The sequence below is a fragment of the Microbacterium sp. AC215 genome (assembly GCF_979258645.1).
The window spans coordinates 3,698,635-3,711,339 of record NZ_OZ409869.1 but is presented as its reverse complement, the minus strand read 5'-3'; the positions used below and the strand labels follow the sequence as shown (position 1 = coordinate 3,711,339).

12 protein-coding genes are annotated in these 12,705 nt (G+C 67.5%); 3 read left to right on the top strand and 9 right to left on the bottom strand.

The window, feature by feature from the left end; translation table 11 throughout:
- Positions 1-22 precede the first annotated feature (22 nt).
- Positions 23-877 carry a non-homologous end joining protein Ku gene (gene ku / locus ACZZZF_RS18105; RefSeq protein ID WP_463499846.1) on the bottom strand — a complete coding sequence of 285 codons (855 nt, stop codon included), beginning with the start codon at positions 875-877 and terminating at the stop codon, positions 23-25.
- A gap of 58 nt (positions 878-935) precedes the next feature.
- Between ku and ligD the strand changes: the two genes are divergently transcribed.
- Entirely contained in the window at positions 936-2,912 is a 1,977-nt protein-coding gene (ligD, locus tag ACZZZF_RS18100; RefSeq protein WP_463499844.1) for a non-homologous end-joining DNA ligase, read from the top strand.
- 3 nt (positions 2,913-2,915) lie between these two features.
- Here the strand turns inward: ligD and ACZZZF_RS18095 are convergent, their stop codons facing one another.
- The 5 genes from ACZZZF_RS18095 to murI all read right to left on the bottom strand — a co-directional run bounded on the left by ACZZZF_RS18095 (position 2,916) and on the right by murI (position 6,761).
- Positions 2,916-3,836 (bottom strand): cation diffusion facilitator family transporter, encoded by a 921-nt coding sequence (locus ACZZZF_RS18095; RefSeq protein ID WP_053096956.1) that lies wholly within the window; start codon positions 3,834-3,836, stop codon positions 2,916-2,918.
- Between the two features lie 86 nt (positions 3,837-3,922).
- Entirely contained in the window at positions 3,923-4,498 is a 576-nt protein-coding gene (locus ACZZZF_RS18090) for a dihydrofolate reductase family protein (protein WP_285364260.1), read from the bottom strand.
- Between the two features lie 56 nt (positions 4,499-4,554).
- A complete protein-coding gene (gene rdgB / locus ACZZZF_RS18085; protein ID WP_053096959.1) occupies positions 4,555-5,148 on the bottom strand; it encodes an RdgB/HAM1 family non-canonical purine NTP pyrophosphatase in 594 nt (197 codons plus the stop codon).
- Positions 5,148-5,882, bottom strand: coding sequence for a ribonuclease PH (gene rph, locus ACZZZF_RS18080; RefSeq protein ID WP_042536503.1), 735 nt, complete (start codon positions 5,880-5,882; stop codon positions 5,148-5,150). The genes rdgB and rph overlap by 1 nt, the downstream gene beginning before the upstream one ends.
- A gap of 45 nt (positions 5,883-5,927) precedes the next feature.
- Entirely contained in the window at positions 5,928-6,761 is an 834-nt protein-coding gene (gene murI / locus ACZZZF_RS18075; RefSeq protein ID WP_053096961.1) for a glutamate racemase, read from the bottom strand.
- A 75-nt stretch (positions 6,762-6,836) separates the two neighbouring features.
- On the opposite strand from murI, the gene ACZZZF_RS18070 reads away from it, so the two are divergent.
- Positions 6,837-8,162, top strand: coding sequence for a nicotinate phosphoribosyltransferase (locus ACZZZF_RS18070; RefSeq protein WP_285364258.1), 1,326 nt, complete (start codon positions 6,837-6,839; stop codon positions 8,160-8,162).
- Positions 8,163-8,182: 20 nt separating this feature from the next.
- Here the strand turns inward: ACZZZF_RS18070 and ACZZZF_RS18065 are convergent, their stop codons facing one another.
- From ACZZZF_RS18065 to ACZZZF_RS18055, 3 genes are read right to left on the bottom strand one after another with little or no spacing between them, the layout of a single operon-like run.
- Entirely contained in the window at positions 8,183-8,449 is a 267-nt protein-coding gene (locus tag ACZZZF_RS18065; RefSeq protein WP_053096965.1) for a DUF3039 domain-containing protein, read from the bottom strand.
- Positions 8,450-8,489: 40 nt separating this feature from the next.
- Positions 8,490-10,055, bottom strand: coding sequence for a hypothetical protein (locus tag ACZZZF_RS18060; protein ID WP_394194772.1), 1,566 nt, complete (start codon positions 10,053-10,055; stop codon positions 8,490-8,492).
- Positions 10,031-11,746: an ABC transporter ATP-binding protein gene (locus ACZZZF_RS18055; RefSeq protein WP_463499842.1), complete on the bottom strand. Its 1,716-nt coding sequence runs from the start codon at positions 11,744-11,746 to the stop codon at positions 10,031-10,033. The genes ACZZZF_RS18060 and ACZZZF_RS18055 overlap by 25 nt, the downstream gene beginning before the upstream one ends.
- A gap of 251 nt (positions 11,747-11,997) precedes the next feature.
- Between ACZZZF_RS18055 and ACZZZF_RS18050 the strand changes: the two genes are divergently transcribed.
- Positions 11,998-12,690: a phosphocholine cytidylyltransferase family protein gene (locus ACZZZF_RS18050; protein ID WP_053096968.1), complete on the top strand. Its 693-nt coding sequence runs from the start codon at positions 11,998-12,000 to the stop codon at positions 12,688-12,690.
- The last annotated feature ends 15 nt before the right edge of the window (positions 12,691-12,705 follow it).

Below are 12,705 nucleotides of genomic sequence, written 5' to 3'. Positions count from 1 at the left end.
GTGCAGAAGAAGGCGGGCTGTCTCAGCCCGCCTTCTTCTTGCTCGGGCTCTTCTTCGTGCTCGCCTTGTCGCTGGTCGACTCCGACCGAGCGGCCTTGGTGCGAGCCACACTGGCGCGCAGCGCCTCCATCAGGTCGATGACCTCACCGCTCTTGGCATCGCCCTCGGCCTCGCCGAAGGTGTCCGAGACATCGAACGTGTCGCCCGCCTCGATCTTCGCATCGATCAGAGTGCGCAACTCCTTCTGGTACTCGTCGACGAACGACTCAGGATCGAAGTCAGCCGAATAGCTGTCTACGAGGGATGCCGAGAGCTCGAGCTCCTTCTTCGAGATCCTCACATCCTCGTCGAGCACCGGGAACGCCGCCTCACGCACCTCGTCGGCCCACAGCAACGTCTGCAGCACGAGCACCTTGCCACGCACACGGAGTGCGGCCAGTCGGGTCTTCTGTCGCAGCGTGAAGCGCACGATCGCCGTGCGGTCGGTCTGTTCGAGCGTCTTGCGCAGCAGCACGTACGCCTTCGGCGACTTCGAGTCCGGTTCGAGGTAGTACGGCTTGTCGAGGGTTAGCAGATCGACCTGGTCGGAGGGCACGAACTCGACGACGTCGATCTCGCGGCTCTTCTCCGCCGGCAGCGCCGCCAGATCGTCCTTCGTGAGCACGACCGTCTGCCCTTCCTCGACGTAGGCGCGATCGATGTCGGCGTAGGCGACGGTCTCGCCGCACACCTCACAGGTGCGCTGGTACCGGATCCGGCCGCCGTCCTTCTCGTGCACCTGGTGCAGCGGCACATCATGGTCCTCGGTGGCGGAATACACCTTGACGGGCACGTTCACGAGGCCGAAGGTGAGCGCACCTTTCCAGATCGTTCTCATGACCCCAGTGAACACCAGCCGCGCGGCTCACGGCCAGTACCTTGACTACGCTGGCGTCATGGTCGCAGAGGCGCAGAACGTGCAGATCGATGGCCGCCGGCTGCGCATCACCAACCTCGACAAGGTCGTCTACCCCGAGACCGGCACCACGAAGGGCGAGATCATCGCCTACTACACGGCGATCGCGCCGCACCTCCTCCCTCTGCTCGCGGGCCGCCCCGTGACCCGCAAGCGCTGGGTGGAAGGGGTGGGGACCGCGGATGCTCCCGCCGACGCGTTCTTCACGAAGCAGCTCGAGCCGGGAGCTCCGGAATGGATCCCCCGACAGCCGATCCGGCACTCGGACGGCCCCAAGGAGTATCCCCTCGTCCAGGACGTTCCCACGCTGGTCTGGCTCGCGCAGGTCGCCGCGATCGAGCTGCACGTGCCGCAGTGGCGCTTCGCCTCCGACGGCATGCCGGGAAAGCCGGATCGGCTCGTCCTGGATCTCGACCCGGGCCCGGGGGTCGGGCTCGCCCAGTGCGCCGAGGTCGCACGGATCGCTCGCAGCCTGCTCAGCGACATCGGACTCGATCCGGTGCCCGTGACCAGCGGAAGCAAAGGGATCCACCTCTACGCCGCCCTCCCCGGGCAGCAGACGAGCGCAGAGATATCCGCGGTCGTGAAGGAGATCGCCCGTCTGATCGAGACCGGGCATCCGGATCTCGCCACGAGCACGATGGCCAAGGCCGCGCGCGGCGGCAAGGTCTTTCTCGACTGGAGCCAGAACAACGGCAAGAAGACGACGATCTCGCCGTACTCGATGCGTGGTCGCGCGCACCCCTGGGTGGCGGCTCCGCGCACCTGGGACGAACTCGACGACCCCGACCTCGCGCAGCTCGACTTCGCGACGGTGCTCGAGCGTGCGGGTTCCGGGCAGGACCCCATCGCTCCGCTTCTCGCCGCCCAGGAGGGCCCCCCGGACACCACCTCTGCGCCGGGCCCCCGCGTCGACGCACACGGCGCGAACTCGCATGCGAGCCGCCACCGCCCGCGGACGACCGGTGCGGCACCACTGGCCTCGTCGTCTCCCCCCTCCGTCTCCCCCATGCTGGCCGAGAACGGCACGCCGGCGATCGCCCGCACTCTGAGCTCTCCGTCGTGGGTGGAGGTGAAGTGGGACGGCATCAGGGCCATCGGCACCTGGGCGGACGGACGGATGCTGCTGCATGCCCGCAGCGGCACCGACATCACGGCCCGCTACCCCGAGCTGACTTCCGACGGCGCGCCGTTCCTGCCCGTGTCCGATGCGATCATCGATGGCGAGATCGTCGCCTTCGATGCGCAGGGCAGGCCGAGCTTCTCGATGCTGCAGAACCGCATGCACCTGACCCGGCCCCGCGAGATCGAACGCGAGGTCGTGCGCACGCCCATCGTCTACATGGCTTTCGATCTGCTCCGACTGAACGGTCACGACCTCAGCACCATGGCGCTGTCGGAGCGACGGACCCTCCTCGAGGAGGTCGTCGCCGACCTCGATGCGCCGGTGCAGGTCCCGCCCGTGTTCGACGATCTCGACGCCGCTCTCGCGGCGAGCGACGAGTTCGGCCTCGAGGGCGTCGTCGTCAAGGATCCGTCCTCGCGGTACCGTCCGGGCCAGCGCTCACCGGCCTGGCTGAAGATCAAGCACACCCGCATGCAGGAGGTCGTGATCGTCGGTATCCGCCCCGGCAAGGGCGACCGGGAGGGCACGTTCGGCTCCCTGCTGCTCGCGGTCCCCGAGTCCGGACGGCTGCGCTATGTCGGTCGCGTCGGCACGGGATTCACCGACCGGATGCTGCGCGACCTGCTGAACCGGCTCGCTCCCCTGCGCACCGACTCCGCGCCCCTCGAGGACGTGCCCGCGCTCGATGCGTCGGATGCGCTCTGGGTCCGACCTGAGCTCGTCGGCGAGGTCGAGTTCGCGAACTGGACCCCGGACGGCGTTCTGCGTCACTCCCGTTGGCGGGGACTCCGGCCGGATAAGACTCCCGACGAGGTAATCGTCGAGTCCTGACCGTCAGGCGTGGTGCGGTTGGCAGTCGGACTGCTCCGCGGGCTCGATCTGGAAGGTCGAGTGAGCGACGTCGAAGTGGTGCGACAGACACGACTGGAGGTCGCTCAGCAGCTTCGCCGAACGTCCATCGGCGAGGAGAGCCGGGTCGACGCTGACGTGCGCACTGAACACCGGAGCACCGCGAGTGAGCTGCCAGACGTGCACGTCATGCACGCCGACGACTCCGTCGTAGTCGAGGAGGTGCTGTCGGATCTCGCTGACCGCAGTGCCCTGGGGCGCTGATTCGGAGAGCACCGAGAACACCTCGCGGAGCAGCGCGATGGCTCGCGGGATGATGAGCACGGCGATCATGATCGACGCGAGCGCGTCGGCGGGCATCCATCCGGTCGTGACGATCACGATCGCTGCGATGATCACCATCGCCGACCCGATCAGGTCGCCCATCACCTCGAGGTAGGCGCCGCGGACGTTCATGCTGGTGCGCTGCGCGCGGCTCAGCAGCCACATCGAGATGGCGTTCGCGACAAGACCCACGACGGCGACGATGAGCATCAGCCCGCCGACCACCTCGGTCTCCCCCGGGTTGATCAGACGACCGATGGCCTCCACCCCCACCCACCCGGCGAGGAGGATCAGGATGATCGCGTTGATGAGCGCCCCGAACACCTCGGCGCGCTGGTATCCGAACGTGCGGCGGTCGTCGGCAGGTCGGGCGGCGACGGCCGCCGCGATGAGCGCGATCACCAGAGCCGAGGCGTCTGTGAACATGTGAGCCGCATCCGCCAGCAGCGCGAGAGAACCGGTCAGCAGTGCACCCACGATCTGCACGACCATGATCGTCGCGGTCAGTGTCAGCGAGATCGCCAGAAGACGGCGATGGTTCGCGGAGCGGATGCCGCCCGCGGCGGGCGCATGATCGTGCATGTCTCCAGGCTAGACCGGCTCGCACACCCGCCGGCGGGTCTCAGCCCAGTCGGGAATGGTGATGATTCTCAGTAACCGCGGGGCCGTCAGCGCTGGCGAGAGTACTCGAGCACGACGCACCCGTTGTCGAACGAGCGCACCTGGTCGAGACGGAACTGGGTCGGGGCGAAGGGGTGGCTCGCCATCGGGATGCCGGACCCCGCGATCGTCGGGTACTTCTTGACGATGAGGCGATCGATCTCGTCGAGGAGCACCCCGGCGAGCCCGGCCCCACCCGCGAGGTAGATGCCGAGGCCGGGTTCCGCCTTGAGCGCGCGGACCCGCGCGACAGGATCGGTGCGCACGATCTCGACGTTGGCTTCGCCCGGATCGTCCAGCGAGCGACTGAACACGACGGTCCGCAACTGCGAGTACGGGTCTGTGATGCCGACCTGCAGTGCGGGTTCGTAGGTCCGACGCCCCATCACGACGGTGTCGAAGCGGGTGACCGCTGCGCTTGCGCCGCCCCGCGCCGCGCGCACATGCGCAGGCTGGATGTCGGGGAGTTCCGTGCCGAGAGCGTCGGCGAACGCAGCGGTCACGGGGAAGAAATCGACCTCGTCGTCCGGGCCGGCGATGAATCCGTCGAGCGTGACGCCGACGTAGTAGGTGAGTTCTCGCATGTCGTCAGAGTAACCACTACGCATGAAGTACGTCAACCGTAGTGAATACCGCCGACTCAGAGAGCGGCGAGCAACGGCAGCAGTTCCGCGAACGCGCGCGCACGGTGCGACTGCGCCTGCTTCTCGCCGGCAGTGAAATCGCCGACCGTGCGCTCCGCCCCCTCGGGCTGTCCGTCCGGGACGAAGATGGGATCGTAACCGAATCCGCCGCCTCCGGATGCTTCGCGCGCGAGACGTCCCGGCCAGTTCCCGACGACCACGTGCTCGGCTCCGTCCGGAGTCACGAGCGCGATCGTCGAGTTGAAGTGAGCAGCGCGGTGAGGATCCGCGATGTCGCGCAGCTGGTCGAGCAGCAGCTCGAGGTTCGCCGCGGCATCCTTCTTCTGCCCCGCCCAATAGGCCGAGAAGACCCCGGGTGACCCGCCCAGCACGTCGACGCAGATGCCGGAGTCGTCGGCGAGCGCCGCGAGTCCCGTGTGCGCCGACGCGGCGCGAGCCTTGATCAGCGCGTTCTCCGCGAACGTGACGCCGTCCTCGACGGGCTCCGGTCCGTCATACGCGATGATCTCGAGATCAGGGCGAGCGGATGCCACGATCTGCTGGAACTCCGCGACCTTGTGCGGATTGTGCGTGGCGAGGACGACCTTCATCAGCCCGCGAGCGCCTTCAGCTGGTGATCCTTCAGGTCGGCGCAGCCCGCGACGCCCAGGTCGAGCAGGGCGTCGAGCTCGCGCTTGTCGAACGGCGCTCCTTCAGCCGTGCCCTGCACCTCGACGAAGAGCCCGCGGCCCGTGACCACGATGTTCATGTCGGTCTCGGCGCGGACGTCCTCGACATATGCCAGATCCAGCATGGGCTCGCCGTCGATGATCCCGACCGAGATCGCAGCCACGGAGTCGAGCAACGGCGTCGCGTTCTTGCCGATGAACTTCTTCTCGCGTCCCCACTCGATCGCATCTGCGAGGGCGACGTACGCTCCGGTGATCGCGGCGGTGCGGGTGCCTCCGTCGGCCTGCAGCACGTCGCAGTCGATCACGATCGTGTTCTCACCCAGCGCCTTGGTGTCGACCACTGCGCGCAGAGCACGGCCGATCAGCCGCGAGATCTCGTGCGTGCGCCCGCCGATGCGCCCCTTGACGCTCTCCCGGTCGTTGCGGCTGTTGGTCGCACGGGGCAGCATCGAGTACTCCGCCGTCACCCACCCCTTGCCCTTGCCGGTCAGCCAGCGAGGAACGCCATTCGTGAATGATGCCGTGCAGAGCACCTTGGTTCCGCCGAAGCTGATCAGAGCCGAGCCCTCGGCGTGGCTGCTCCACCCGCGCTCGATCGTGATCTCGCGGAGCTGGTCGGTGGAACGGCCGTCGGCGCGGACGATGCTGGTCATGGGATTCCTTCGGTGGAGGCGGATGAAGCGGATGCTGCGGTCGGGCTACTGTCCGGGGACAGGCTCCGGAAGCGTGATGACACCGGTCTGCACGAGCTGCACGTCGCGCACCTCCCGGCCCATCAGGCGGTTGGCGAGGGCGGTGAACTCGGTCGTCGAGTCCCCCGTCGCCTCGTAGACGTACGTGGCCGTGGCGTCGGGAGACGCGAGAAGATCGCCTCGCACGAGCTGGCGATAGACATCCCCGGCGGTCTCGTCATCACTCGAGACGAGGGTCACCCCCTCCCCCATCACGTAGCTGATCGCGCCACGCAGGAAGGGGTAGTGGGTGCAGCCGAGAACGAGTGTGTCGACATCCGCCTCGCGGAGCGGCGCGAGGTACTCCTCGGCGGTGGCGAGCACTTCAGGCGTGCCGGTGATGCCCCCCTCGACGAACTCGACGAAGCGCGGGCACGCCGCGGTGAAGACCTCGAGCCGTTCGTTCACCTCGAGCATGTCCTGGTAGGCGCGGGAGCCGATCGTCCCCACGGTGCCGATGACCCCGACGCGGCCGTTGCGAGTCGTCGACACGGCTCGTCGCACTGCCGGGCCGATCACCTCGACGACCGGAATGTCGTAGCGCTCTCTGGCGTCGCGCAGCATGGCCGCCGATGCCGTGTTGCAGGCGATCACGAGCATCTTGACGCCCTGGTCGACCAGGGAATCGAGTACTTCGAGGCTGTAGCGTCGCACGTCCGCGATCGGCTTGGGGCCATAGGGCGAGTGAGCCGTGTCGCCGATGTAGACGAACGATTCCCGGGGCAGCTGGGCTCGGATGGCCCGGGCCACCGTGAGTCCGCCGACACCGGAGTCGAAGATTCCGATCGGGGCGTCGTTCATGACTACCCAGCCTACCCGCGTGCGGCGCGCGTCACGCTCAGCGACCCGGACGGCTCCCCTCACTAAGCTGAGCGGATGACGACGTCCACGGCGCTTCTGACCGATCGTTACGAACTGACCATGCTCGCCGCCGCACTGCGCGACGGCACCGCATCACGGCCGAGCGTGTTCGAACTGTTCTCACGCAGGTTGTCGGGAGGACGACGTTTCGGAGTCGTCGCCGGTACCGGTCGGCTCCTCACGCTGCTGCGACAGTTCCGCTTCGAGGATGACGAACTGCGATTCCTGCGTGACAACCAGGTGGTGGATGCCGAGTCCCTGACGTACCTCGAGAACTACCGCTTCACCGGCTCCATCCGTGGCTACCGCGAGGGCGAGCTGTACTTCCCCGGCTCCCCCATCCTCACGGTCGAGGGCAGCTTCGCCGACGCTGTCGTCCTCGAGACCCTGGCTCTCAGCGTGCTCAACCACGACTCCGCCGTCGCCACCGCCGCCTCCCGCATGAGCATCGCGGCGGGCGAGCGTCCGCTGGCCGAGATGGGCTCTCGGCGTGCCGCAGAGCAGTCCGCCGTCGCAGCCGCGCGAGCGGCCTACATCGCCGGTTTCCGGGCCACGAGCAATCTCGAGGCCGGACGACGCTGGGGTATCCCCACCATGGGCACGGCCGCGCACTCCTGGACCCTGCTGCACGAGACCGAAGAGGAGGCGTTCCGCTCGCAGATCGACTCTCTGGGAACCGACACCACCCTGCTCGTCGACACCTACGACATCCGCGCCGGGGTCGAGACGGCCATCCGCGTCGCAGGTACGGGACTCGGCGGCGTGCGGATCGACTCGGGTGACCTGCCGATCGTCGCCGCCGAGGTGCGGGCGCAGCTCGACGAGCTCGGTGCGACCGGGACACGCATCACGGTCACGAGCGATCTCGACGAGTATGCGATCGCCGCGCTGGCCGCGTCGCCCGTCGACGCTTACGGCGTGGGCACGTCGGTGGTCACGGGATCCGGATACCCCACCGCGAGCATGGTCTACAAGCTCGTGGCGCGGCAGGACTCGGACGGCGCATGGATCGGCGTCGCGAAGGCGTCGACCGACAAGGCATCTCACGGCGGGCGCAAAGCAGCGTTCCGCACCCTCGTCGACGGGGTGGCGGAGGCAGAGACCGTCGTCGTCTCCGACGGATTCGAGGAACTCGACACCCCGGCCGAGCATTCGGACGGGCGGGCGCTGCAGACGACCTTCGTCGAGAACGGCGAGATCGACGACTCGTTCGAAGGACCCGAGGGAACGGCCTCCGCCCGAGCGCACCATCTGCGGGTGCGGGAGGAGCTTCCGGTCAGAGCGCTCGCCCTGAGCAAGTCCGACCCGGCGATCCCCACCGTCTACGTCGACGCGAGCTGACGCGGCCGAGGCGGTTCAGTTCAGCCGACCATCGATTCGTAGATCTCCTTGCATGTGGGGCAGATCGGGAACTTCTCCGGATCACGGCCCGGCGTCCACTTCTTGCCGCACAGCGCACGCACCGGCTTGCCGGTGATCGCCGATTCGAGGATCTTGTCCTTCTTGACGTAATGGGAGAAGCGCTCGTGGTCGCCCGGCTCGACATTCTCCTCGCGGAGGAGTTCTTCCAGTTCGCGATCAAGCGTTGCCACGCCGCCCTGATCGGGGCTGTCCAGCGGAGTACTCATGCCGAGAGTCTAGCCTCGGACGCACCCGGTTGGGCGGTCGTCACGCGGTCTCGACGAACTCCATCAGTCGCTCGCCCTCATGCTCGAAGATCCGCCCGCCGACGCCGACACCGATCGCGAAGAGCGCCACCCCTGTCGCGAGTCCGGCCCAGAACGTCGCGGGGGCGAACTGCGATCCCTCGAGCATCGTGAGCACGAGCAGCCAGATGGTCGGCACGCTCACGAGGATCGCTCCGAGGAACGCCGCAGCAGGACCGTACGCGCCACGCGACGTCGGCCGCTGAGGCTGCTGGAACGGGCTGTCTCCGGGACGCGACACGGCGTACGGCGCGATGACAGAGACGATGCTCGAGAAGCCGAGCGCCGACAGCAGCAGGCTGGCCCCGAGGCCGGTGAGGGGCAGAAGGAGACGCCAGTCATCGATCCAGAGCATCGTGAGAGGCACAGCGATCGCGAGCACGGGAACGGCCACGAGCATCACCGGGACGAGTCGGCCCAGACGATCGGGGATGCCGCGCACGCCGCTCGCCACGTGCGTCCACAGTGCGGTGGAGTCGTAGGCGACATCGTTGTGCGGCAGCCAGCCGAAGAACAGGGCCATCACCGGAACGGGCACGAGAGCGGCGATCTCGAGCGGCACGCCCGCGACGAGGAGTGGCAGGACGGACAGCACGCCGGCGATCGGGACCACGATGAGATTCATGATGTAGCGGCGGTCACGCAGCCAGTAGACGAGGCTGCGAGACGCGATCGCACCGAAGGCATTCGAGGGAAGCAGGCCGAACCAGCCGAGACCGGAGCGCTCGCGAGAGGCTACAGGACGCTCGGTCGTGGTGAGCAGTCTGCGAACCAGCCACGACCACACCGCCCAGAGCACCACCGCGGTGAGGAGGGCCACGATCCCGCTGATCCAGTTGCCGGCATCGTCATCCGTCGCGAACGAGAACAGGAACCTCGACGATGCGGCGAAAGGGGTGAACCCGATCGTCGCCGTCAGTGCCCCCACTGCGGCGGGGACCTGCCCGTCCCACTTGAGCGAGGCGAGGAACACGGCCACGGGGAATGCGATCACGATCACGGCCAGCGCGAAGAGGGCGGTGAGCTCGCGCGATCGACGCTCCGGCAGCAGCAGCGCGTTCACCGCCATGCCGATACGCGCCGCAAGCACCGTCGAGAACAGGCAGACGACGCTCATCAGCACCGCGATGAACCACGGCGCTCCGAGCCTGATCGCCACGATGCACACGCTGATGTTCACAGCGATGAGAGCCAGGCTGGGAACGCTGACCAGTGAGGCGAGCGCGAGGATCCATGGCATCTGCCGCTCGTCGACCCCGAACACGGCGAATCTGCGGGGATCCAGCTGATCCACGGCACCCACGAGGATGGGACCCACCAGGAATCCCAGGAGCAGTGCCGCGCTACCGAGGACGATGACCGTGCGTGCGACAGCGACGGGTGCGTCGTCGAGGCTGAGGATCGCCGCGCAGACCACACCCGTGAGAATCGCCACGACGGCGAGCATGACGAGCGTCCGCACCCGACGTTCGCCGCGGAGCGATCCGATCAGGAGCGCGGCCCTCAGTCGGAGAACGTGTGCAGCCACTCGAGCCCCTCCACCTCGCCGATGCCACCGGACAGCTCGACGAACCGCGCTTCGAGCGTCTGGCCTGCGCGGACCTCGTCGATGGTGCCCTCGGCGAGCACTTCTCCTCCGACGATGATCGCGACGCGCGAGCAGACCCGCTCGACGAGATCCATCCCGTGGCTCGAGAGCACCACCGTTCCGCCGTGCGCGACATAGGCGCGCAGGATGTCGAGGATGACCGCGGAGGACACCGGATCGACGGCCTCGAACGGCTCATCGAGCACCAGGACCCTCGGCGAGTGGATCATGGCTCCCGCGAGCATGATCTTCTTGGTCATACCGGCCGAATAGTCGGAGACGACGCGATTGAGCGCCTCTCCGAGATCGAATGCGCGCGCGAGATCGGCGACGCGCTTCTCGATGACCGAGGATGCGAGCCCCCGAAGGAGCCCGTAGTAGTAGAGCAGCTGCCGCCCGGTGAGTCGATCGAACGTGCGGAGCCGGTCGGGCAGCACACCCATCATGCGTTTCGCGGCAAGAGGCTTCGCCGACTGATCGATGCCGCAGATCACGATGTCGCCTGCATCGGCGCGCAGCAGCCCGGCGACGATCGACAGGGTCGTCGTCTTGCCGGCGCCGTTGGGACCGACGATGCCGTAGAACGAACCTGCAGGCACCGTCAGGTCGATGCCGTTGACCGCGGTGTGATCCCCGAAGTTCTTGACGAGGCCCCGAATGCGGATGGCCTCCGCACCGGAGGCCGCCTCGACTCCGGTGACAGCCTCCTCGGTCGCGTCCGCATCGGACACCGGCTCGGAGATCTCGGATGTCGTGCTCTCGTCGGCGGATGCCGTTTCTGCAGACGCGGTGGCGTCGGCGACGTCCGCCGTCGCGTCGTCGACCGGCGTGGCGTCGTCGACCGGCGTGGCGTCGACAACCGGTGCGGCGTCGTTCATAGGGGTCTCCTCCGCCGGAGCGGGCAGATCTGTCTTCGCCCCCTCGGCTGCGGCCTCAGGCTCGTCTCCCTGAACGTGGGCAGGAGCCGGCATCTCGATCTCGATCGCCGCTTCGCTCTCGACCTGAGCGTCCGCCTCTGCCTCGGCCTCGGCCTTGGCCTTGGCCGCAGCAGCCTTCGCGGCAGCTGTCTTCGCCGCAGCGGACTTCGCGGCCGCGGCCTTGGCCGCCGTGGTCTTCGCCGCGGAAGTGCGTGCTGCGGACTTCGCCGACGCGCTCTTCTCCACCGCAGCCTTGGCGGCGACCGTCTTCGCCGCGGCCGCCCTGGCTGCCGGAGTGGATCCCTGCGCGGCTGAGGTCTTCGCAGCAGCGGTCTTCGCCGCAGCCGTCTTCGCGGCTGTGGTCCTCGCAGCGGTGGTCTTGGCAGCAGCGGATCGCGCCGATGACGTCTTCGCCCCAGCCGCGCGGGCGGTCGTGTCGCGGGTCGCGTTCTTGGCGGCAGTCGTGCGAGCGGCGGTGGTCTTCTTCGATGCCGCCGATCGCGGAGCGCCGCTCTCGGTGGTCCGGTCGATCTTCAGCGCCGGTTCGGCGACCACCTCGACGGTGACCGCGGCCTTGTCCGCCGCAGCTTTGGAGGGAACGCGCGCTCCACCCGTCTTCTTGGCAGGCGTCGTGCGAGCGGAAGTCTTCTTCGGGGCGGCGGGCGTGGCGTCGACCGCCTGAGCAGCGGGATCGTCGGGGGAAGAAGCAGTCACCGTCCTACGGTATCAACGGGGGCAGGATTTCTTCGGGTCACCGCAACATTTCGCCGACCTGGTGAACCCGTTGGACATTTCACTCCGGATCTGGACGAATCTGAGTGTTGGGTGTGTACTGGATCACGAATTGGCCACAGCGATGTCAACCCCCGCGGGTTCTCAGGCGGGATCGCTAGCATGGCTCTCGGCACGACGAAGTGTCCGGTCGGTGAACCGACCATGAACACATACTTCATTTAGGAGCACTCGTGACTCTTCAGACCGTCATCCTCGCAGCAGGCATGGGCTCACGCCTCGGCCGCGCGCTGCCGAAGCCGCTCACGGAGTTGAGCGACGGCCGCACGATCATGCGCCAGCAGCACGACAACATCCGCGCCGCCTTCGGATCGGACGCCCGCATCACCGCCGTCGTCGGGTACCGCGCAGAGACCATCATCGAGGCGTTCCCGAACGTCAATTACGTGCACAACGAGCGCTACGACGAGACCAACACGTCGAAGAGCCTGTTGCGCGCTCTCGGCGCCACCGGCAAGTCGGGCGTGCTCTGGATGAACGGCGACGTGGTGTTCGACCCGATGATCCTGGGCCGCGCTGCGGCCTACATCGAGCGCGACCAGTCCTTCGTCACGGTGAACACCTCCAAAGTCAGCGACGAGGAGGTGAAGTACACGGTCACGGCCGAGGGCTTCATCAACGAGCTGTCGAAGACCGTCAAGGGCGGTCTCGGTGAGGCTGTGGGCATCAACTACATCTCCTCCGCAGACAAGAAGGCGTTCATGCGCCAGTTGCAGCGCGTCGAAGACCAGGACTACTTCGAGCGCGGCCTCGAGCTCGCGATCGCCGAAGACGGCCTGCTCCTCGAGCCGATGGACGTCTCCGATCTCTACGCGGTCGAGGTCGACTTCGCCGAGGACCTCGAGCGGGCGAACCTGTTCGTCTGATCGCCTTCCACGAAA